We start from the raw sequence: 22147 nt of genomic DNA, 5'->3' as shown, positions 1-22147 counted from the left end.
ATCTTCCTGTCATTCGATAGGGGTTCATCGTTCGAACAGCCGGTCGTTCAGCGATTCGCGGGACTGCCAACCATGTTGTTCCAGCTCGGGCGTGTCGCTGTCCTGGGCGGGGTAGCCGATGCACAGCAGCGCGATCAGCGACCAATGGGCGGGCACGTTCAACATGGCCTGAACGACCTTGGGCTCCAGAATCGACACCCAACCGATACCGATGCCGCGCACCCGCGCCGCCAGCCAAAGCGTGTGGACCGCCAGGACGCAGGAATAGCGCAGCGTTTCAGGCATGGTGGCGATGCCGAGGCCATGGCCGGCCAGGGGCTGTTCGTTACAGAACACCGCCAGCAGTTCGGGCGCTTCGCGCAATCCGTGCAGCTTGAGCGAGACATAGTGATCGTACCGGGCCTGTCCGGCATAATGTTCCGCCGCGCGCGCATTTTGCGCATCGACATGGCAGGCGAGCGTGTCGCGTATGGCGGGGGTTCGCAGGCGCACGAAGCGCCAGGGCTGTGCGTTGCCGACCGACGGCGCGGAACAGGCGCAGGCGAGCAGCGCGTGCAGTTCATCTTCCGCTACCGGACGGCGATCAAAATGCCTGACATCGCGACGCCAGCGCAACAATTGCGTGAAGCCCTCCGCAAAGGCCGTGTCGAACAGGGGCGGGGCCTCGCTCAGAATTCGATCCCCTTTTGCGCCTTGACCCCTGAACGGAACGGATGCTTCACCATCGTCATGTCGGTGACGAGGTCGGCCGCCTCGATCAGCGCGTCGGGCGCGTTGCGGCCGGTGACGATGACATGCTTCATCGCGTCGCGCGCGGTCAGCACTGCCACCACCTCGTCAACCGGCAGATAGTCATAGCGCAGGACGATGTTCAACTCGTCGGCCAGCACCATATGATAGCCGGGATCAGCGATCATCCGCTTGACCTCGTCCCACGCCGCCCGCGCCGCCGCGATGTCGCGCGAACGATCTTGCGTGTCCCAGGTGAAACCCTCGCCCATCGGCTTGAATTCGACATTGTCGGGGAAAGCGTCGAACACCGCCTTTTCGCCGGTGTGCATCGCGCCCTTGACGAATTGAACGACGCCCACCTTCATGCCATGGCCGATGGCGCGCACGACCATGCCGAGCGCGGCGCTGGTCTTGCCCTTGCCCTTGCCGGTGTGGACGATCAGCAGCCCCTGCTCGCGGGTCTTGTTGGCCATGATCCTGGCCTGCGCCGCCTGCTTCTTGCGCATCTTTTCGGCGTGACGGGCATCGCCCGGTTCCGCCTGCACATTGCTGTCAGCGTCCATTGCGTCTCTCCTTGCGCATGAGGTAGATGTCCATGATCCAGCCATGACGGGCGCGCAGTTCGGCGCGGCGAAGGGCGATACGCGGGCCCGCCACGGCCAGCGGCCCCTGTTCCAGCGCCTCGTGCGCCATGGCGAGATAGGCGCCCCACCAGATGGTCACGCCGTCCGGCTCCAGCACCTCGAACGCGCAGCCGCCATCGAGCATGACGACAATGCTGTCCGCGCCCTGCGGCCAGCCATGCGCGCGCAGCATCCGCCCGGTGGTGATCGTCACCGGCCCGGCCAGCGGGTTGAGCGGTATCGCGTGGGCGGCGGTCAGCGCCTGGATACTGGTGATGCCCGGCACCAGCGTGACGGCGAGTTCCGGCCCCGCCCCGCGCAACCGCCGCGCGATCCGCAGGCTGCTGTCGTAGAGCGAGGGATCACCCCAGACGAGCAGGGCGAGCCGCCCGCCATTGGGCAGGTGCGCCGCAATCTGCGCGCGCCACGCTTCGGCGATGGCATCATGCCAGCTATGCACCGCGTCCAGATATCCGCCATCATCCCCGCGCACCGGCAGGTCGAATTCGACCACCCGTACCGGCGCGGTCAGCACCCGCGCGCATATCTCCCGGCGCAGGTCGATCAGGTCCGATTTGGCGCTGCCCTTGCGCGGCAGCAGGATGAGGTCGGCGGCGTTCATCGCCGCCACCGCCTGCGCCGTCAGATGATCGACATTGCCCGTGCCGATGCCGATCAGGTGAAGGTCGATCATGCGACGGGCGCGATCATGTGGAAATAGGTGCCGGTCACCGGCCCGCGATGCGACCCGGTTTCGGGAACCGCCGCACCATCGGCATCGGTCACCTGCGCGAGCGGCGCATCCGGCTGCGCGACAATGGTCGAATAATGAAATTCATGGCCGCGCAATCGCGTGCCCGTGGCGAATCCGGCCACGGGTGCGAGCAGTTCCGCATGACGATAGCCAAGATGCATCCGGCGCTGCGCATGGCTGGTAACGATGCCGAGCAGGCCCGCCATCGCATGCCGCTCTCCGCCCTTGTCGATCAACGCCTCGCCCAGCACCATATAGCCGCCGCATTCGCCATGCACCGGCCGTGTCCGCGCGTGATCGCGCAGGCCCGCCATGAAGGTCCCGGCGGCAGCGATCGTCCCGGCATGAAGTTCGGGATAACCGCCCGGCAGCCACACCAGATCGGCCTGAGGCGCGGGCGCTTCGTCGGCCAGCGGCGAGAAGGGCAGGATGTCCGCCCCCGCCCGCCGCCAGCCTTCCAGCAGATGGGGGTAGACAAAGGAAAAGGCGGCGTCGCGGGCGATGGCGATCCGCTGCGCCGGGGGAACAGGCAAGCGCATCCCGCCCGAAGGCGCATGAGCGGCCCGCGCCGCATCCCGGATCGCGGCCAGATCGGCATGGGCGCGCAGGAAGGCGGCATAATCGGCGATGGCGCGGTCAAGGTCGGGATGCTCCACGGCCTGCACCAGCCCGAGATGCCGTTCGGGCAGCGTCAGGTCGCCGCGCCTTGGCAATGCGCCCAGCACGGTGATACCCGCCTGCTCCATACCCCGCCGCACCAGCCGTTCATGGCGCGGACTGGCCACGCGGTTGAGAATCACCCCGGCGAAGGGCAGCGCGGGGTCAAGGCTTTTGAACCCCAGCGCGGTCGCGGCTGCGGATTGCGCCTGACCTGACACGTCGACCACCAAGATGACCGGCCATCCCATCCGCCGCGCTATTTCGGCGCTGGCGCCATGGCCGCTTGCGCCCCGGCTGGCGACGCCATCGAAAAGCCCCATCGATCCTTCGACGAGCACCATGTCCGCGCCCGTCGCTTCGGCGGCGATAGCGTCGACCAGATCACGCTCCATTGCCCAGCTGTCGAGATTGAATGACGCCCGGCCGCAGGCGGCGCGATGAAAGGCGGGGTCGATATAATCGGGGCCGCTCTTGAACGGTTGCACAGTTAGCCCGTCTTCGCGCAACGCGCGGAGCAGGCCCAGCATCACCGTGGTCTTGCCCGTCCCCGACGCGGGAGCGGCAATCATCAGGCCGGGGATGCTCATTGCGACGCTCCGGCAAAGGGAGACGCGGCATCCTGCGGGCGGAAACGACGATCATAACCGGGAGCGTAGAGGCTGCTTTGCGCGAAATCCCGCGCGCCCAGCACCCGGCCGACGAGGATCAGGGCGGTGCGCTCCATGCTGCCCGCCACCGCGTCCGCGATGGTGCCGAGCGTGGCGCGGACGATCCGCTGTTCGGGCCAGCTCGCGCGCCACACCACCGCGACGGGACAGTCCGCGCCATAAGCGGGGGCCAGGTCCGCCACCACCTGCGCCAGATTATGGATCGATAGGTGAATGGCGAGTGTCGCGCCGGTGACCGCGAAGTTGGTCAGGCTTTCGGCGGGCGGCATGCTGCTCGCCCGACCCGGCGTACGAGTCAGTACGAGGGACTGGGCCAGTTCGGGCAGGGTCAGTTCCGCTTCCAGCGCTGCTGCGGCGGCGGCGAACGCGGGAACGCCCGGCGTGACGGTGAAGGGAATGGCCATCGCCCGCAGCTGGCGGAGCTGTTCGCCCATCGCCGACCAGACCGACAGGTCGCCGGAGTGCAGCCGCGCCACGTCCTGGCCCGTGGCATGGGCGGCGGCGATTTCCGCAATGATGTCATCCAGTTCCATCGGTGCTGTGTTGACGATCCGTGCGCCCGGCGGGCAGTGGGCGAGAATGGCCGTCGGGATCAGCGATCCGGCATAGAGGCACACCTGACTGGCGGCGATCAGGTCGCGCCCGCGCAGGGTCAAAAGGTCGGGCGCGCCGGGGCCGGCGCCAATGAAATGGACGGTCATGTCAGGCTTCCTTGGGCGATGGCGCAGGTCGCCATGCGATCGGGGGAGATATGGCGCGACGTGAGCAGTTGCGCGCCTTCGCCGGCGGCCGCGAGCGCCGCAGCCTCCGCGACGCTGCCGGTGGCCCGCGCGTGCAGGCTGGCGGCGGAGCGGGTTGAAGTAGGCATTGCGGCAAGCGCATCGGGCGCGATACCCGTCAGGGGCAGGCCCAGCGCCCGCGCCAGCGGGACCAGCGCCGCCCTCTTGTCCTGCGCCGTCGCGAGATGCGTGACCGCCGGTCGTCCCTGCTGCGCCAGCGCGAACGCCGCGCGCAGCGAAGCCGGCCCAGCGCCGGCGCGAAAGCCGAACCCCGCAACGATCATAGCGTCACGCTCCATTGCACCACCGGATAGCGCGCGCGCCAGCCGTGGCGATGGCCGAGCGGCGCGGCATCGGCCAGTTCGATGCGCAGCAGGCTGCCCCCCCTCCGGCCGTGCCACAAGGCGAGCAACGCTTCGGATTCCAGCGTCACCGCATTGGCGACCAGCCGCGTTCCTTGTGGCAGCCGCGTCCACAGCGCGTCCAGCAGGGCATCGGACAGTCCGCCGCCGATGAACACGGCATCGGGTGCGGCCGGGGGCAGGATTTCGGGCGCGACACCGGTCAATATGTCCAGCCGGCCCACTCCCAGCGCAACGGCATTGGCGCGCGCACGATCGGCCCGCCCCGGGTCCGCCTCGATCGCCATGGCGCGGTTGGCGGGGTGCGCCAGCAGCCATTCGATCGCGATCGACCCCGATCCCGCGCCGATATCCCACAACAACTCGCCCGCGCGGGGGGCCAGCGCCGACAGGGTGATCGCGCGTATGGGCCGCTTGGTGATCTGGCCGTCCGACGCGAACCAGTCGTCGGCAAGCCCGCTGGCCACAGGCAGGGATGGCCCCGTTCCGGCGCAATCGATCCCGACCGCGACCGGATGCGCCACGTCGGTCATGGCCATCGCGTCGGCGCTCGCGTGGCGAACCCGCTCGCGCGGCCCGCCCAGCGCCTCCATCACATGCAGCGTCGAGCGCCCGAACCCGATCCCTGTCAGATAACAGGCGATCGCAGCCACCGCCGCGCCGTCGCGCACCAGCGCCAGCACCCGGCGACCCGGCGCGAGATGCGGGCGCAGCCGTTCGACCGGCGCGGCGTGCAGGCCAAGGCAGGCAGTGTCGTCCAGCGGCCAGCCCAGCCGCGCGGCGGCGAGCGCGAAGGTCGAAGGCGCGGGATGCGCCACCCATTCGGCGCGATCTAGCAGGCGTGTCACGCTGGTCCCCGCGCCGAACCAGAAAGGATCGCCCGACGCCAGCATCACGACGCGCTGGCCGCGATGCGCCCGCAACCGCGCCATCCCGTCGGCAAAGGGCACTGGCCAGACGATCGTGCGACAGCTAAACGAGGGCAACAGCGACAGGTGCCGGGCCGATCCGATGACCAGCTCTGCCTGATCCAGCGCCGCCCGGCTCGCGGCGGACAGGCCATCGGGTCCGTCCTCGCCGATGCCGATGATCGTCAACCATGGTTTGGACACCGCCTCAGCCATGCCGAACATCCTTCTGCTGGGCGGCACCACCGAAGCGAGCGCGCTCGCCCGCCTGCTCGCGGCACGGGGCATTTCGGCGACGCTCAGCTATGCGGGCCGCACGGGCAATCCCCGCGCCCAACCGGTGCCGGTGCGTGTCGGCGGCTTCGGCGGGGTCGCCGGACTGGCGGATTATCTGCGCGATCATCGCATCACCCATCTGGTGGATGCGACCCATCCCTTCGCCGCGCAGATGAGCGCCCATGCGATCGCGGCGGCGCGACTGGCTGCCGTGCCGCATATCGCGCTGACCCGCCCGCCATGGCGGCCCGCCACCGGCGATCGCTGGAACAATGTCCCCAACATCGCGGCGGCAGTGGGGGCGCTGGCCGGCCCCGCGCGCCGGGTGATGCTGGCGCTCGGCCGGATGCATGTCGACGCCTTCGCCGCGCAGCCGCAGCATCATTATCTGCTGCGTTTCGTAGATCCGCCCGATAGCCGCCCCGCTTTGCCCCGCCACAGCCTGATCGTCGATCGCGGACCCTTTACCGCCGGGGGCGACGCACAGCTGATGCAGGCGCACGGCATCGATCTGGTCATCGCCAAGAATGCGGGAGGCACGGGCGCTGACGCAAAGTTGGTCGCTGCGCGTCAGTTGGGCTTGCCGGTGTTGATGATAGACCGCCCCCCTGCCGCCGACCGGATAGAGGTCTATCGCCCCGAAGAGGTGCTCGTCTGGCTCGCTCATGATGCCGATCGCGGCGTGTAGAGTATCGGCCCGGCCGGCCGGTCGATGATCCGCGTCAGGCTGGATCCGACGATCACCATCGTGCGCATGTCGGCCATGTCGGCGCGCGCCTCGCGCAAGGGCACCATCCGCAAGTCTTCGTTCGGCGTCGACACCGCGCGGGCGAACAGGATCGGGCGATCGTCGCCACAGCCCGCGCGCAGCAGGTCGAGCACCCTGGCAAAGCCTTCCGGTCTCGCCTTCGACCGGGGATTGTAGAAGGCCATGGCGAAATCCGCCTCCATCGCCAGCTGCAGCCGCTTTTCGATCAGGGGCCAGGGCTTGAGATTGTCCGACAGGTTGATGGCGCAGAAATCATGGCCCAGCGGCGCGCCCGCCCGCGCGCTGGCGGCCAGCATCGCGGTGATGCCGGGCAGCACCTGAATGTCGAGATCGCGCCAGTGCGCCGGGCCGGCCTCCAGCGCCTCGAACAGCGCGGCGGCCATCGCGAACACGCCGGGATCGCCCGACGATACCACGACCACGCGCCGTCCCTGCGCCGCCATTGTCAGCGCCTGTGCCGCGCGGTCCAGTTCCACCCGGTTGTCCGATGGATGGAAGGTCAATCCTTCGCGCGGGGCGATGCGAGCGACATAGGGTATATATCCCACGACGTCGCTCGCCTGCGCCAGCGCGGCGACGACTTGCGGCGTCACCAGCGCCTCGTCGCCCGGACCCAGACCGGCGATGGCGATCCATCCCTCGCTCATGGTCGGCGTCCCTCACCGTGGATCAGCAGAATCGAGAAATATGGCGTCACGCTCGTCGCGTCGATGAGACGCGTGACGCGCTGATCCGGCATGGCCGCATGTTCGACCAGCCATGCCGCTTCTTCGCGTCCCGCCGCCGCGACAGCGCGGCGCAGCTTGGGCAGGTTGCGCCCGATCTTCATCACCACCAGCGCATCGGTGTCGCGGATGCGCCGGACCAGCTCCTCTTCGGGCAGCGTCGCCATCGCCACCGTCAGCACATCGTCGCCCCAGGTGATCGGTACGCCGGTCGCGTTCCATGCCCCGGCCATGCCGGTGATGCCGGGCACCACCGCGACCGGCACCGTGCCCGTCAACCGGCTATGGAGATGCATGAACGAGCCATAGAAGAACGGGTCGCCCTCGCACAGGACGACGACGTCCTCGCCAGCACGCGCCAGCGCGGCCAAACGCTCCGTACATTGCGCGTAAAAGGCCGACAGGCACATATTGTAGCGCGGGTCAGTCAGTGGAATTTCGGTCGTTACCGGATATTCCATCGCGATTTCGACCACGTCGGCGCGCAACATGCCATCGGCGATGCGGCGTGCCTGCCCCGGTCGCCCAGCCTTACGGAAATAGGCGACGTGCCGCGCCTCGCGCACCAGTCGGTCGGCGCGCACGCTCAAAAGGTCCGGCGCACCGGGGCCGAGCCCGACGCCATGGATGGTTCCGTACGGGGAGGCCATGCTCATTCGGTGCGGCTCGCCAGCGCGTTGACCGCCGCGACCGCGATCGCGCTGCCGCCCAGGCGCCCTTCGACGATGCAGCAGGGCACCGGCGGCGCGGCCCACAATGCGGCCTTGGATTCGACCGCGCCCACGAACCCCACCGGACAGCCGATGATCGCGGCGGGGCGGGGGCAGTCGGTATCCTCCAGCATGTTGAGCAGATGGAACAGCGCGGTCGGCGCATTGCCGATGGCGACAACGGCTCCGGCCAGGTGCGGTCGCCACAATTCCAGCGCGGCGGCGGAACGGGTGTTGCCCATCGTTCGTGCCATGTCCGGCACGCGAACGTCGCCCAAAGTGCAGATGATGGCATTGCCGGCAGGCAATCGCGCGCGGGTGATGCCTTCCGACACCATCCGGGCATCGCACAGGATCGGCGCGCCTGCCGCCAGCGCCGCGCGCGCCGCCACCGCAAACCCGGCCGAAAAACGGATATGCGCCGCCAGTTCCACCATCCCCGCGGCATGGATCATGCGCACCGCCACAGGCTCTTCGTCGGCGCAAAAGCGCGCGAGGTCCGCCTCGGCGCGGATCGTGGCGAAGGACTGGCGGTAGATTGCCGAACCGTCGGTTTCATAGAGATGGGGCATCAGGCGGCTCCGAAATGGGCAAGAATCTGTGCCGCATCGAGGGCGGACCGGACGGGCGGTCCGCCAGCGGGCGCGTGCAGGCAAAGGTCGTACAGGCCATCCCGGCCGGTCAGCGTCACATCAGCGGGGCGCGGACTGGCACAGCCCTTGGCGCAACCGGAGACGTGCAGTCGTCCCTCGACGTGCGGGGCAAGGCGGCGGGCGAGTTTGCGGGTTTCGACCGAGGCCTGCGGACAATAGGGCGCGCCAGGGCAGGCGTCCGCCCGCAGCAGCGGATCGGCTGGCGTGTCGATCAGGCCGTGCCGATGCGCGGCCGGCGCACCTTCGAAAAGCAGCACGCGCCATGGCGTGATCCGCATCGCGGTGATCGGCAGGCTTTCGATGGCCTCGGCCAGCGTTCGCGCCGCGACCTGGCCGAACGGCAGGCCATAGGCCATACCCAGATCCTGCGCACCCGGCGCGATCCGCGAGCCAGGCGGCGCGGGCGCACGATCGCCATCGGCCCAGGCGGGCAGGGCGATGACGTGCCGGGCCATGCGCCCTGCACCGGCTCCCCCGCTCGCGTGGAACCAGCACGCAAGCGCGATCAACGCGTCTACTTCCCCGCCTGCGGTGACGGCGACGCCGCCGGGGCGGCCATCGGCTCGCAGGATCAGGCCGCCATTCTGACCGCGCTCGATGCGGAAGTCGCCGCCCTCGCCGCGCAGCGCGCATGTTTGCCCGGCATCGATGATAAAACCCACCTTGCCCGGCAGATCGGGCAGTTCATCCAGTCGGTCCAGCAATTCACAGGCGATGCGGTGGTTGTCGTCGCCGGCCCGCCAGTCCGGCGCGACCAGAATATTGCGCCGTTTCTCGCTTGCGGGATCTGAGGCCAACAAATCCAGCGCCAGCAGCCGGTCCAGCAATGCCCGCCAGTCGCTTTCACGCACGCCGCGAAGTTGAATATTGGCGCGGCGGGTCATGTCGATCAAACCATTGCCGTGTGTCTCCGCCGCCTGGCACAGACCCGCCACTTGCGCGCGTGACAGCCGCCCAAGCGGTGGCTTCACCCGGACCAGGAGGCCATCGCCCGCCTGCATCGGTCGCCAGGCATCAGGGCACCAGCCCTTCACGACAAAGCCGTTCATGCGCCTGTCCCGATCGGCAGGCGGGCCAGGATGGAATTGCGTCGTGTCTGCCACAGTCCGGCGGCGTGCAGCGCGGCGAAGCGGCTTTCCATCGCTGCCAGCGCGCCGGGGTTTTCGCGTTTCAGGAACGCGCGGACATCTGCATCGCCCAGCGTGGCATCGTGATACAGATCGAACAGATGCGCAGGGACGCTGCCCGACAGATGCGCGAACAGGCCCATATGGTCGAGCGTCGCCGCGATTTCGGCAGCTCCGCGAAACCCGTGGCGCATCATGCCGGCAATCCAGCCGGGATGCGCCGCGCGGGCGCGCACGGTGCGGGCGATCTCTTCGGCAAGGGTGCGCGCGACCGGCCGGACCGGATCGCGATTGTCGAGATGATAGAGCGCCATCGAACCGCCGGCCAGCGCCTTGGCGGCGGCAAAGCCCGCCTCATGCGTGGCATAGTCGGCGGCGAGGAGCAGGTCGGTTTCGGGCAGGTCCTGAAGATGGACAAAGGCGTCGGCCCGCTCCACACGCCGCCGTAATCCTTGCGGGTCGGCCATGCCTCCGCCCGCGTCTCCGCTTCCGTCGAGCGCGTGGTCGGACGCCGCCAGCCACGCTTCGCCCGCGGCCTTCCGGGCGTCGTCGGTATAGACTTCGGTTGCGTCGCCAAGGCGCAGGCCATAGCGTCCTGGACGCGGCCCATAGACGCGAGGGGCAGCGGGCTTGCCGGCAAAGGGGTTCCAGTCCGCCGCTTCATCCCGCGCGCAAAGCGCCCGCACCGTCTGGCCGAACAGCGCCGGCAATGCCGGAAAGGCATCGCGGAACAGTCCCGATACGCGCAGGGTCACGTCGATACGCGGTCGATCGAGCAGGGCGAGCGGAATGATCTCTATACCCGTGACGCGCTCTGTCTCCATGTCCCATAGCGGCTTGGCACCCAGCAGGTGCATCGCCATGGCGAACTCCTCGCCCGCCGTACGCATCGTTGCCGACCCCCACAGGTCGACCATCAGGCCGCGGGGATAGTCGCCATGATCCTGCAAATGTCGCCGGACCAATTCTTCCGCCAGGCAAACGCCCTGCGCATGGGCGGCGCGGCTCGGCACCGCGCGCGGATCGATGGCGTAGAGGTTGCGTCCCGTCGGCAGCACGTCGCTGCGCCCACGATAAGGCGACCCGGAAGGACCAGGTGCGACACGCTTCCCATCGAGCGCCGCGAGCAGTCCGGCCCGCTCCCCCGCGCCATGCTCCCCCCGGCCAAAGACATGCAGTCCATCGCCGAACTGGCTGGCCTTCACGTCGCATACGAAGCGGTCGATGCGCGTGATCGCCTCGACCAATGTGGTCGCGCCATCCAGGCCCAGTTCGGCTTCCAGGCTCAGCGCGCCCGCTTCCTGGCGAATGGACTGTTGCAGCCGGTCGCGGCGGGCCGGATCCAGCCCATCGGCACTCGAAAATTCGTCCAGCAGCGCCTCGATGCGAGCGAGACCTGCGCCCGCGCCGGTCTGCGTCAACGGTGGAGGGACATGGCCGATGGTGACCGCGCCGATGCGCCGCTTGGCCTGGGCCGCCTCGCCCGGATCGTTGACGATGAAGGGATAGATGACCGGCAGGGCACCCACCAGCGCTTCGGGCCAGCACGCGTCGGACAAGGCAACTGCCTTGCCGGGCAGCCATTCCAGCGTGCCGTGCGCGCCGACATGGACCAATGCGTCGATGCCCTGGTCGCGCAGCCATAGATAGAAAGCGACATAGGCATGGCGCGGACAGCGCAAGAGATCGTGATAATCGTCGGCGCGGCTGGTCCCGTCACCGCGTTCGGGCTGCAACGCGATCAGCGCATTCCCAGCCGTAAGCGCGGGGAAGCGGAATGCATCGCCCTCTACCGCCGGATCGCCGTCCGGCTCGCCCCAGGCCGCGGCCAGATCGGCACGCAAGCCTTCGGGCAAGGTCCCCAGCGCCCTGCGATAGTCGGCGAGCGGCCAGCGCATAAAGTCTCGACCGAGCGCCGCAGGCAAATCCGCGCGCGCGGCCATCGCATATCCCGCCTGGGCAAGATCCGTCAGCATCGCCCCGGTGGAGGCAAAGGTGTCTAGGCCCACGGCATGCGCCATCTGATAGGCCTTGCCGGGATAGGTGGAGAGGATGAAGGCGATGCGCCGTTCCGCAACAGGCTTTCGCGCGAGGCTGATCCATCCGTCCACGCGCGCTGCGATCGCCTCGATCCGGTGAGGGTCGGCGCGATGGACGCTGCGGGAAAATTCCAGCGCTTGATCGCGTTCCCCAGCCTCCTTGAAACTGGCGACCCCGGCGAAGACCCGGCCGTCCAGTTCGGGCAATACGACATGCATCGCAAGGTCGGCGGGCGACAGCCCCCGCGTTGCGCCGGCCCAGGCCGCGCGGCCCGATGTTGCAAGCGCCAGTTGAAAAACGGGAACGCCCGCGCCATCGAGCGGCGTATCATTCCCCTCGCCGCGCGCTGAAAAGGCTGTGGCGTTGACGATGGCAATCGGGGCCAGACGGCGGACCCAGTGGTCGACCAGGCTCCGCACCGCCGGCGCTTTGAGCGACGACACGAAAATCGAGAGCATCTCATATCCCCACCGTTCGAACGCGCCGTGCAGGGCAATGAAGGGATCGAGGTCTGCGGCGGCCAGGTACGAACGATAGAATATCAGCAGCACGAGCGGTCGGTCGGCGTCGCGCGCGAAGGCGTCCGGGGAAATCACGCCATGATCGGGGTGCCAGTAGCCAGCTTCCGGCAAGGGTTCGCTGGCTGGCACCGGCGTGTCGAGCAGCAGCGCCGCCCGCGCCAGAGCGACAAGAGCTGCGCGAGCCGCTCGCTCACCGCCGATATCGCATAGCTGCGCCAGTTCTCTCAGGACCGGGGCCGGCAAGGTCGATGCCGCGTCAAGTCGCGCGTCGGACCGCCCGTCTGCGGGCAGGACGGCCAGCGCGATCCGGTGCTGGCGGGCGAGCGCCTCCACCTGTTGCAGGCCGTAGCTCCAATAGGCCCTGCCGCCGATCAGCCGGATCAGTATCGCCTTTGCACCCGACAGGGTGCGATCGATATAAGTGTCGACCGACAAGGGATGTGTCAGCGCCGAAAGATTGGCGAGACGCAGCGAAGGCACGTCCTTATCGGCTGCATGCGCGCTCCGCCATGCCGCCGCGAACGCGCCAAGGTCGCTGTCCGAAAAGGACAGGACCACCAGATCCGCAGGCGCCTGCCCCAGATCCTGCGGGACGGCGGTTTCCTCCATCCCGTGGGTTTCGCGGAAGATGACGTGCATCGCGCCGGTCTATCCCACCAGCATCGCGCGAATGGCGTCGGCGTCGATATGGTCATGTTCGGCGATCACTACCATCGTCGTGCGCCGCACTTCATCGGCCCGCCAGGGACGGTCATATTGGTGCCGCACCCGTGCGCCGACCGCCTGCACCAGCAGCCTCATCGGCTTGCCCGCGACGGCGGCATAGCCTTTCACCCGCAGGATATGGTGATCGCGCGCCAGCGTTTCGATTCGCGCGGCGAGCGCGGCCGGATCGGCGATCTCGCCCCACTCGACGACGATGCTGTCGAAATCGTCATGCTCATGATCGTCGTCGCCATCATGGTGCGACGGGCGCGCGGCGATATCGTCCTCGGCGGCGGCGGCGAGGCCCAGGATCAGATGCGGATCGATCACGCCTTCGGTCAGTTCGATCACCGGAACGGGCCGGGGCGATTCCGCCGAGATGACGGTGCGAGCGGCGGCGACGCCTTCGGGTCCGGCGAGATCGACCTTGGTCAGCAGCACCATGTCGGCGCAGGCGAGCTGGTCCTCGAACACCTCGGACAAGGGCGTTTCATGGTCGATGCCCGGATCGGCGGCTCGCTGCGCGTCGAGCGCGGCGATATCGGGCGCAAAGCGGCCGGCCGCCACCGCCTCCGCATCGGCCAGCGCCAATACACCGTCCACCGTGATCCGGCTGCGGATCGCGGGCCAGTCGAACGCCTTGAGCAACGGCTTGGGCAACGCCAGCCCCGATGTCTCGATCAGGATGTGATCGGGTCGCGGATCGAGCGCGAGCAGCTTTTCGACCGTGGGAATGAAATCGTCCGCTACCGTGCAGCAGATGCAGCCATTGGCCAGTTCGACGATATTATCTGCCGGACAATCGGGAATGGCACAGGACTGGAGGATATCGCCATCGATACCCAGCGTACCGAATTCGTTGACCACGACCGCCAGCCGCCTGCCCCCGGAATTGCGGATCAGATGGCTGATAAGCGTCGTCTTGCCCGCGCCCAGAAAGCCCGTGACGATAGTGACCGGAACCTTTGAAAGGTCGGACATATATACTCCCTGCGCGCCAGAGCGAGACGAGGCGGGGCTTGCCGGAGAGATCCGGCCGGCGCGCGACGACGGGCGGGCGCGACAATGCGTCCGTGGCCGCGCGCCGTGCAGCCCCAGCCGCACGGCTTCGTCGCTCAGACGGAGAGTTACCGTGCCGTGACCATTCCCTGGATCAAGGCAAGAGCGACCGGTGCGCCGGCAGGTCTCCTGGCTCGCGGGTCACAGCTTGATGCACGCCTTCCCAGACCTGGCGCATAGGCGCCGTCCAGTGGCAGTCCCCCTGATTCAAGGGGACGATGTGCATCGCGCTATCCGCTTACAGTTGCAGGGACAGCCGCGGATTTGGAAAAGCCTGCGCCTTCCGCACCGCATTCCCGATTAAGCCCCTTGCGGGGCACCGGCGCGATCATCGAAAGGCGGTATCAGCCAGCCTTTCGATGATCGCCCTAACCGAAAATGAAAGTTGCGCCAAACATTGTTTTCGCTCCGTCGTGGCGCAGGGATGGCACCGGCGGTCGACCGAGGCCGATCAGGCGGCGACCGAGACTTCGATCTCGTCAAAACGCTTCCAGCGGTAGATCGCGAAACTGACGAGCCAGCAGAGGATGAAAAGACCGATGATGGCAAAGCCCAGGCTGTTGAAATTCTCTCCCAGCTTCGCGGCCAGGCTCCATGGCCACCCCGTCAGACCGAGCTTGTCGCCGATCAGGGCCAGAGCTTCGATGCCCCCAATGACGATCGCGACGATGGCCGAGATCAGGGTGATGGTGATATTGTAGTAGAGCTTGCGGATCGGCTTGACGAAGGCCCATTCATAAGCGCCCAGCATCACCACGCCGTCGACCGTATCGATCAGCGCCATGCCGACCGCGAACAGCGCCGGAAACACAAGGATCGTCCCGATCGACAGGCCATTTGCGGCCTGGTTGGCCGAAAGGCCCAGGATGGCGACTTCGGTGGCGGTGTCGAAGCCGAGGCCGAACAGGAAGCCCAGCGGCGCCATGTGCCAGCTCCGCCGGATCAGCTTGAAGACCGGACGGAACAGTCGCGCGAGCAGCCCGCGATTGCTCAGCAGCATGTCCAGATCTTCCTCGACATACGCGCCACCGGCCCGGACATGCGCGAAGGTGTTCCAGACGGAATGGAGGATGAAGAGGTTCATGGCCGCGATGGTGAACAGGAAGAGCGCCGACACTCCCGTCGCCACGGCGCCGCCGACCTCGCCGAAGGATTCAAATTGCGACAGTGCGCTGGTCATAAGGGCGATCGCGACGGCGGCGACCGCCACGATCGCCGAATGGCCGATCGCGAACCAGAAACCCACGGTGATGGGTCGCTGACCGTCCTGCATCAGCTTTCGGGTCACATTGTCGATGGCCGCGATATGATCGGCATCCACCGCATGGCGCAGTCCCAGCCCCCAGGCGAGCAACGCCGTTCCCAGCATCAGCGGCTGACCATGGAACAGCGAAAATGCCCATGCCCAGGCACCGACATTGGCCGCGATGAGCAGGCCGAACAGCCAGCCGATGCGGGTGCGCAAATCTGTACGGGCAGTGACGGGGGTCGCGTTCATGACAGGCTCCGCAGGTGAGAGGGGATGCGTTGACGGGACAGTCGGCGCCTGAGCCGCCGCACATCGCGGCCGAGCCTGCGCGCACCCATCCAGGTGCCGGTGGCGCAGATCGCCGTAACGGCCAGGAGCAAGGGAAGGAGCGCGAGATCGCGCCAGGGCCGCGTACGCAAGACGGGCAGGTCGAAACTGTGCGGCGCATTCCACAACCAGCGTTCGGTTCGCCCGGCGCCATCGATCGCGCGGAGCAGGGTGCCGGTTCGCGCGTCGATATAGAGTCGGGACGCCTCGCCATCGGCCAGGATAGCGCGCCACACCGGCAATCTGACCGGCTGCTTGTGGGCGTAATAATAGTGATCGCCTTCGGACAGCAGGTCGAGCGATGCAACGCGGGGGCCATGCTGCAATGCGGCCGCGACGTCCGCCTTCGTCAGCGGCGCGCGATTGCCCGCGCCGTCCAGGCGGACCATGTTGCCATCGGCGGCGATGGCGATCAGGGCCATCTTGCCGCCGATCGGCGCGCTTTCGACCCGGACCGTGTCGGCGGGAAGCGATGTCATATGGCCCAGTGCGGACCGCATGTCCGACCAGCGCATCGGCCCTGCAAGGCGGCGGCGCTCGACCGGCCCGGCATTGCTGTCGAACACGCCCCAGGGATTCATCGATAGCAGGCCGCTCGCGACCCAGCTGAGCGCGAGTAATCCAAAGACAAGCCCGGTCATATGGTGCCACCACCACAGGCCGCGATAGGGCGAACCGATCCTGCCGTCCCTGCCCCTTCGCAGCCGGCTGATACCGATCCAGATTCCGGTCGCGGTCAGGAAGCAGCCGACCAGCGATGTCCAGATCACCACCTGGCTCCATGCGGCGGGATTCTGGCGAAGGACAGTAGGGTACAGCCAGTGAGGCACCGAACCCATCCAGCCCCAGAAACGCTCGAACCGGGTGGTTTTCTGGACGACCTCACCGGTCCCACCGGCGATATAGGCCGTCGATCCCAGAGCGTCGGCATAGTCGACGCGGTAGAGCGGGCGGTTGGCGCGGTGGGCCTGCACGGTCCACTGATCGGCCGAAATCGGCGTGATCGCGCTGACGCCTCCATCGATTCCGACATTGCGCCCGAACGCCGTTCCGACCTTGCGCAGATCGTCGCGGGCCAGCGGCATCAGCGGCGTGGCGGACGTCAAATCATAGCTTTGCGGCGACGCACGCATCTGCCCGATCACGCGCGCGCCGCCCTCATCGGGCATCACCCGCAGCACGGCCTTGCCGGCAACCATTTCGACGCGAGCGGATGCCAGCGCAAGGTCATACGGCAGGGGGATGTCGGTCAGTCTGGCCCCGGCCGGAAGATGCAGGGGCGAAAGGCCGCGCAGTTGCTGACCCGGCTGCAACCGGGGATAGTCGACATAGAGCATCACGAAACCCGTGACGCACCACAGCGTCATCACCGCGCCGACGATGACGCCCGTCCATCTGTGCAGGACGAGCAAGGCCTTCATCAGCCTGCCCGGCCTGTGCAGCCTTGGTGCGGCGACGGGTTTCGTGACGCCATGCATGGTCAGAAGCGCGCGCTGATCGACATATCGATCGAACGCGGCCGTCCGAGCAGCCATTGTTCATCATTGTAAGTGGTCGTCGCATAATCCTTGTCGAACAGATTATAGACTCGCAGGTTAGCCGCGATATTGTTCGTCACCGCCCACGAAATGCCGCCATCGATCACGGCATAGCCCGGCACGCGGAACCGGTTGGCGTTGTTGGAGAATGTCCGGCCGACATAGCGCAGGCCCAGGCGGGTCTGAAGCTGGGGAGCGATGGCATAGCGCAACCACAGATTGGCGGTCGTCTCGGGCACATTGGGTGGCGTCTTGCCTTTCAACGATGTGCCGCCGGTTTCGAACTCGTCGAACTGGGCGTCGAGTATCGTGCCGTTGGCATCGATTCCGAAGCCTGAGGGCAGATCCAGCGTCAGCGACGCCTCCAGTCCCTTGGCCGAGCGCTGTCCCACCTGATCTTGCCTCGGCGGAGCGCTGCCCGGCACGGTGGCGAGAAGGTTCTTCTTGACGATCCGATAGGCAGCGAAGGTCGCCAGCCCGCGCCCGTCGAGAAAGCTTGCCTTTACCCCCGCCTCGATCTGATCGCCCGTCGTGTTCTTGAAGGCGGCCTGCGCGACCGAGAAAGTGATCAGCGATCCCAGCGGATCGACGGCGGTCGCATATTGGCTGTAGATCGAAAGTGCGGGGGTTGGCTGGTAGACCGCGCCCACCCGCCACGTGACGTTTTTCAGCCGCTTGTCGAGCCTCAATGCCTCGGTTGGCACGCTGCTCGCGCCATAGCTGGTGACATAACGCTTCACGCGGGCGCGATCGAAGTTGATCCCCGCCGATACCGACAGCTGCTCGCTGAGCGCCAGTCGGTCTTCGGCGAAAAAGGAATATTGCAGGGTCCGCGTGCGATATTGGGGGCGCACGCCGAAACTGTTGTAATAGCGACCCGGATCGAAAGCGAAGGGATCGACCGGATCGGCAAAGCCCGCAGGCGGCGCATCGGAATCGAAATCGTTCGAATGGCGGAACTTGATGTGGTTGACGTCGAACCCGACCAGCAGTTCGTTCGTCACGCCGCCCCATGCGCTGCGGATGGTCAGGTCCGACTGGTTGCCGACCTGAGTCTGATCATGGTCGATGCCAAAAAAGTCGGACCGGTCGATCTCTTTCGAGACTCCGTTCCAGAAATAGCTTTCCAGATTGCGCCATTTGCGATGGGTGGTCAGGCGATAGGCCGTGCTGCGGATGTGAATCGAATCGCTCGGCCTCCATTCCGTTCGGATCGTCGTGCGGTTGTCCTTGAAGCGCATCAGCGCGTCGGTGACATTGTAGTTGCGGCGTTTGTTGCGGTCATCCAGCCGCCCATCGATCAGCGGCGTGCCGAAATAGCGCATCGGCTCCTGGTCGCTGTAATCGTCCGACAGCGTGACTGTAAGCGTGTCACTGGGGCGAATTTCCACCGACCCCGAAATAGCCAGCCCCTTTGAATCCCCTCGATCGACCCAGCCGTCCGACCCGGTACGGCTGATGTCGAAGCGATAGGCAATCAGTTCGTTAACCGGTCCGCCGACGCCCGCGCCGATGCGCCAGCTGTTCTGGGAACCGTAGCCAGCTTCCGCCTGAAACTCCGTGCGGTCGGTGTTCGGCTTCTTTGAAACGACGTTGACGGCGCCCCCGATCGCCCCCTGTCCGTAAAGGACCGAAGCCGGTCCACGCAGCACTTCGATCCGATCCACCGTCCAGGGATCGGTCGGAAATGTCACTGTGCCCGCACCCGGATAGAGGCGAACGCCGTCATAAAGCTGCATGATGGAGCCCGGCCCGCTGAAGCCGCGCACGGCAAGGCCGGTGCCACCATTGCCTGGATTGGCGACGGAACTGAACCCCGTCGCCCGGGTCACTGCGTCGACGATCGACAGGTCGCCCCGGGCGCGGATGATATCGCCCGACAGGGTTTCGACGCTAGCCGGCGTCTCCAAAATGGTCAGGCCAAGGCGGCTGGCCGCCTGCGAGGGCGCGTCGGCATCGGCGGCGCGGGTCCCCAGCACCAGGATATCGGTCTCGGCGATCGTTCCGGCAGTATCGTCTGCAAAAGCGCAGGTTGGCGAAAGCAGCGAGGCGAGCGCGCCGCTGTAGAAAATGGTCTTGATCATGGAAATGGTCCCCCGGCGTCTTGCGACATGGCCGGGGCAAACCCGCGCGAACGGGCGGCACGCGCGGCGGCCGGACGCCATGGGCGACCGACGCACGTATCCGATGCGGCCCCAGCCGCTCGTTCGTCGCTCAGACGGAGTTCACCGTGCCGCGGCCATCCCCTGGGCCAGGGCAAGAGCGACCAGACGCCGGCAGGTCTCCTGGCTCGCGGGTCACAGCTTGATGCACGCCTTCCCAGGCCTCGCATGATTTAGCGTCCGGCCCAGTGGCAGCCCTTTTTCCAAGGGACGATGTGCATCGCGCTATCCGCTTACAGTTGCAGGGACAGCCGCGGATTTGGAAAAGCCTGCGCCTTCCGCACCGCATTCCCGATTAAGCCCCTTGCGGGGCACCGGCGCGATCAATGAAAGCGGGAATGATCCCGCTTTCGCGACCTCGACTAATCCAAGTGAACGGAAAAGCCAATATCCCTTGTTGCGCTTGGGAAAGGCCGGCAGCCGTTTCCGCCGGCGATCGGAGCGCACGCTTGACCGCGCGGCGCATCCCGGCAACATCTTCGCCCATGTCCATCGCCTTTCTGAATGGCAGCTACCTGCCGCTTGCCGACGCCCGCATATCCGTTCTGGACCGGGGGTTCCTGTTCGCCGATGGCATTTACGAGGTGGCGGCGGTCCTCAACGGGCGGCTGGTCGACAGCGCCTCGCATCTGGCGCGCCTTGCGCGGTCGGTCGATGCGATCGGCATATCCCTGCCGCTGCCCCTTTCCGCCGTCGAAGCGGCGCAACGCGAACTTGTGACACGCAACGGCATGACCGAAGGATTGGTCTATCTTCAGATCACGCGGGGGGCCGATGTCACTCGCGATTTCCTGTCGCCACCGGATCTGGCGCCGACACTGGTGATGTTCGTCCAGCCCAAAGTGTTTCTCGACACGCCGGCGGTACGCGATGGCATCGCGGTCGCCACCATGCCGGACCTGCGTTGGAAGCGGCGCGACATCAAGAGCGTCGGCCTGCTGGCGCAGGCAATGGCCAAGCGCGCGGCCCATGCGGCGGGCGCGCAGGAGGCATGGCTGGTCGAGGATGGTTTCGTTACCGAAGGAGCGTCATCGACCGCCTTCATCCTGACTGATGGCGCTATCGTCACGCGGCCCTACAGCGAAGCGGTGCTGGCGGGCTGCACCGCGCTGGCGCTGACGCAATTGGCGCGGGAAAGCGGGATCGCGGTCGTGCGCCGCGCCTTCACCGTGGCCGAGGCGCTCAATGCGGCGGAAGCTTTCATCACCAGCGCGTCCACCTTCTGCCAGTCGGTCGTGCGAATCGACGGACAGGCGATCGGTGACGGTCGGCCGGGGCCGATAGCCATGCGACTGCGCGCGCTCTACATCGATTTTGCCGCTGCGACCGGGGTCTGAAGGCGCAACTATATCCGTTTTGGAGAATGCCCACGGGTCCGGCCTGACGCCCTATGGCCCCAACGACGCGCAGCGAGGCCGCGCTTTTCAGCAGCATGCGGCGCGGCAGCACCATTTTGGAGAAAAGATCGTCGCGCAAAGCAGCAATGTTGCGATAAAGGGAACAAAAGCAGCACGGGGGCGCATATGAGTGAAACAGGATTCGGAACCACGCAGGATGCAGCCCATGATTATGCTGCATCCCTGCCGGGTGCGCGGCCCGGCATGTTGCTGATCGCCGACGAGGGCAATCATCAGGCGATCACGGCGCTCGCCGATGCGGCAGGCTATCGTTTGCAGGGGGCCGTTCCCGTCGCGCAGGGATCGGGGCGGCTTGACCTGCAGATGCGATGCGACCTGGTGCTGCTCATGTGCGACACGCCCGACGCGGCGCTCGAACGGCTGCTGGGACGGCTGGAGTCCTTGGCGGGGATGGGCGAAGTGGCGCTGATCGTGGTGGCGACGGTCGAGGCGCTCGATCTCGCCTATGCCACTGTCCGCAGCGGCCGGGTACAATTGCTGTGTGAGCCAGACATTGCAGACCTGGCGGCGGCGCTGGTGGCGGCGCGGGATGATCAGGCGCGTGCGTCGGTGGTGTATGAACAGTCGCCCGAAGCCGAGCGGCTGCGCCAGTTGAGCGAGGAGGTGGCGCGCCTCGCCAGAACGCTGGAGGCGATGACGGGCGCACGCAGCCCTGCCAAACCATCCTTTCCGTTGGACGGAAAATTGTCCGACCGGCCAAGCGATTATATCGGAATGCCGGCACCAGTGTCGCCGATGGGGCATGACGCGCCGCCATCGCCGCTGCGCGATATCAGCGGCGGGCAGGTGCGCGACCTGTTGCGCGCGCGACGAATGCGCGCCGACTTCCTGCCCGGCGAGCTGTTCGCCGACCCGGCCTGGGACATGCTGCTCGACCTGCTGGCGGCGCGACTGGACGGCGAGCGGGTGTCGGTGTCGAGCCTGTGCATCGCAGCGGCCGTGCCGCCCACCACTGCGCTGCGCTGGATCCGCACGCTGACCGATCAGGCGCTGGTGGTGCGGCATGCCGATCCGCTCGATGGGCGGCGGGTGTTCATCCAGCTGGCCGACCACGCGGCCGAATCGCTGGGCCGTTGGTTCGCGTCGACCCGACGGTTGATCGTCGGCGCGGTGGGCGCTTGACCGCGCGCCAGATTCGCCTAGAAGCCGGGTCTCATCGACGAGCGGGCGATTAGCTCAGTTGGTAGAGCGTCTCGTTTACACCGAGAATGTCGGCGGTTCGAGCCCGTCATCGCCCACCATAAAACCCGCGAAAAAGCGCGGTTTTTAGCCATATCGCAGGTTAGACGGGCGAGAAGCTCAGCTCTGTGTATCCGCCGTGTATCCCGAGGGAATGGGCGAAGCACCACCTCCTTGAGGTGTAGAATGCAGTTTGGAGTTCA

At 66.8% G+C, this 22147-nt stretch carries 20 protein-coding genes, 1 tRNA gene and 2 riboswitches; of the genes, 4 read left to right on the top strand and 17 right to left on the bottom strand.

Translation table 11 applies throughout. From position 1 onward, the window contains the following. Positions 1-24 precede the first annotated feature (24 nt). From bluB to cbiE, 7 genes are read right to left on the bottom strand one after another with little or no spacing between them, the layout of a single operon-like run. Positions 25-672, bottom strand: coding sequence for a 5,6-dimethylbenzimidazole synthase (gene bluB, locus WG908_RS15365; protein WP_340187400.1), 648 nt, complete (start codon positions 670-672; stop codon positions 25-27). Beyond that, positions 669-1295: a cob(I)yrinic acid a,c-diamide adenosyltransferase gene (gene cobO / locus WG908_RS15360; RefSeq protein WP_340187387.1), complete on the bottom strand. Its 627-nt coding sequence runs from the start codon at positions 1293-1295 to the stop codon at positions 669-671. The genes bluB and cobO overlap by 4 nt, the downstream gene beginning before the upstream one ends. Continuing rightward, positions 1285-2049, bottom strand: coding sequence for a precorrin-6A synthase (deacetylating) (cobF, locus tag WG908_RS15355; RefSeq protein ID WP_340187386.1), 765 nt, complete (start codon positions 2047-2049; stop codon positions 1285-1287). Before cobF ends, cobO begins: the two co-directional genes overlap by 11 nt. Next, positions 2046-3356: a cobyrinic acid a,c-diamide synthase CobB gene (locus WG908_RS15350; RefSeq protein ID WP_340187385.1), complete on the bottom strand. Its 1311-nt coding sequence runs from the start codon at positions 3354-3356 to the stop codon at positions 2046-2048. The genes cobF and WG908_RS15350 overlap by 4 nt, the downstream gene beginning before the upstream one ends. Next, positions 3353-4138 carry a precorrin-4 C(11)-methyltransferase gene (gene cobM, locus WG908_RS15345; protein WP_340187384.1) on the bottom strand — a complete coding sequence of 262 codons (786 nt, stop codon included), beginning with the start codon at positions 4136-4138 and terminating at the stop codon, positions 3353-3355. The genes WG908_RS15350 and cobM overlap by 4 nt, the downstream gene beginning before the upstream one ends. Continuing rightward, positions 4135-4500: a cobalamin biosynthesis protein gene (locus WG908_RS15340; RefSeq protein ID WP_340187383.1), complete on the bottom strand. Its 366-nt coding sequence runs from the start codon at positions 4498-4500 to the stop codon at positions 4135-4137. Before WG908_RS15340 ends, cobM begins: the two co-directional genes overlap by 4 nt. Continuing rightward, positions 4497-5702, bottom strand: coding sequence for a precorrin-6y C5,15-methyltransferase (decarboxylating) subunit CbiE (gene cbiE, locus WG908_RS15335; protein ID WP_340187382.1), 1206 nt, complete (start codon positions 5700-5702; stop codon positions 4497-4499). Before cbiE ends, WG908_RS15340 begins: the two co-directional genes overlap by 4 nt. Here cbiE and WG908_RS15330 point away from each other — a divergent pair. Next, positions 5701-6450, top strand: a complete 750-nt coding sequence (locus WG908_RS15330; protein WP_340187381.1) for a cobalt-precorrin-6A reductase — start codon at positions 5701-5703, stop codon at positions 6448-6450. The genes cbiE and WG908_RS15330 overlap by 2 nt on opposite strands. Here WG908_RS15330 and cobJ read toward each other — a convergent pair. From cobJ to WG908_RS15280, 10 genes are all read right to left on the bottom strand, one after another. Next, entirely contained in the window at positions 6426-7178 is a 753-nt protein-coding gene (gene cobJ, locus WG908_RS15325; RefSeq protein ID WP_340187380.1) for a precorrin-3B C(17)-methyltransferase, read from the bottom strand. The genes WG908_RS15330 and cobJ overlap by 25 nt on opposite strands. Continuing rightward, positions 7175-7912 carry a precorrin-2 C(20)-methyltransferase gene (gene cobI / locus WG908_RS15320; protein ID WP_445326732.1) on the bottom strand — a complete coding sequence of 246 codons (738 nt, stop codon included), beginning with the start codon at positions 7910-7912 and terminating at the stop codon, positions 7175-7177. The genes cobJ and cobI overlap by 4 nt, the downstream gene beginning before the upstream one ends. Next, positions 7909-8538: a precorrin-8X methylmutase gene (locus WG908_RS15315; RefSeq protein ID WP_340187379.1), complete on the bottom strand. Its 630-nt coding sequence runs from the start codon at positions 8536-8538 to the stop codon at positions 7909-7911. The genes cobI and WG908_RS15315 overlap by 4 nt, the downstream gene beginning before the upstream one ends. After that, on the bottom strand, positions 8538-9668 hold the full coding sequence (cobG, locus tag WG908_RS15310) for a precorrin-3B synthase (RefSeq protein ID WP_340187378.1): 1131 nt from the start codon (positions 9666-9668) through the stop codon (positions 8538-8540). The genes WG908_RS15315 and cobG overlap by 1 nt, the downstream gene beginning before the upstream one ends. Further along, entirely contained in the window at positions 9665-12946 is a 3282-nt protein-coding gene (gene cobN / locus WG908_RS15305; protein ID WP_340187377.1) for a cobaltochelatase subunit CobN, read from the bottom strand. Before cobN ends, cobG begins: the two co-directional genes overlap by 4 nt. A 9-nt stretch (positions 12947-12955) precedes the next feature. Beyond that, entirely contained in the window at positions 12956-13993 is a 1038-nt protein-coding gene (gene cobW, locus WG908_RS15300; protein ID WP_340187376.1) for a cobalamin biosynthesis protein CobW, read from the bottom strand. A gap of 180 nt (positions 13994-14173) precedes the next feature. After that, positions 14174-14410, bottom strand: a riboswitch (cobalamin riboswitch). Positions 14411-14522: 112 nt separating this feature from the next. Next, positions 14523-15569 (bottom strand): HoxN/HupN/NixA family nickel/cobalt transporter, encoded by a 1047-nt coding sequence (locus WG908_RS15295; RefSeq protein WP_340187375.1) that lies wholly within the window; start codon positions 15567-15569, stop codon positions 14523-14525. Beyond that, on the bottom strand, positions 15566-17182 hold the full coding sequence (locus tag WG908_RS15290; protein ID WP_340187374.1) for a peptidase: 1617 nt from the start codon (positions 17180-17182) through the stop codon (positions 15566-15568). The genes WG908_RS15295 and WG908_RS15290 overlap by 4 nt, the downstream gene beginning before the upstream one ends. Beyond that, the gene (locus tag WG908_RS15285; RefSeq protein WP_340187373.1) at positions 17128-19269 is read right to left on the bottom strand and encodes a TonB-dependent receptor; all 2142 of its coding nucleotides are present in this window, start codon (positions 19267-19269) and stop codon (positions 17128-17130) included. The genes WG908_RS15290 and WG908_RS15285 overlap by 55 nt, the downstream gene beginning before the upstream one ends. A 174-nt stretch (positions 19270-19443) precedes the next feature. Next, positions 19444-19681: riboswitch (cobalamin riboswitch) on the bottom strand. Beyond that, entirely contained in the window at positions 19643-19834 is a 192-nt protein-coding gene (locus tag WG908_RS15280; protein WP_340187372.1) for a hypothetical protein, read from the bottom strand. (Overlaps the previous riboswitch by 39 nt.) Here WG908_RS15280 and WG908_RS15275 point away from each other — a divergent pair. The 3 genes from WG908_RS15275 (at position 19833) to WG908_RS15265 (ending at position 22006) form a co-directional block, all read left to right on the top strand. Beyond that, entirely contained in the window at positions 19833-20684 is an 852-nt protein-coding gene (locus WG908_RS15275; RefSeq protein ID WP_340187371.1) for a D-amino-acid transaminase, read from the top strand. The two genes, WG908_RS15280 and WG908_RS15275, sit on opposite strands and share 2 nt — an antisense overlap. A gap of 186 nt (positions 20685-20870) precedes the next feature. Continuing rightward, positions 20871-21887, top strand: coding sequence for a MarR family transcriptional regulator (locus WG908_RS15270; protein WP_340187370.1), 1017 nt, complete (start codon positions 20871-20873; stop codon positions 21885-21887). 43 nt (positions 21888-21930) lie between these two features. Continuing rightward, positions 21931-22006 (top strand) — tRNA-Val (locus WG908_RS15265). Positions 22007-22147: the final 141 nt, after the last annotated feature.

It is taken from the genome of Sphingobium anseongense (assembly GCF_037725245.1).
Classification (GTDB): domain Bacteria; phylum Pseudomonadota; class Alphaproteobacteria; order Sphingomonadales; family Sphingomonadaceae; genus Sphingobium.
Note: the sequence above shows the minus strand (reverse complement) of the source record. Positions and strands in the feature narration are given on the sequence as shown.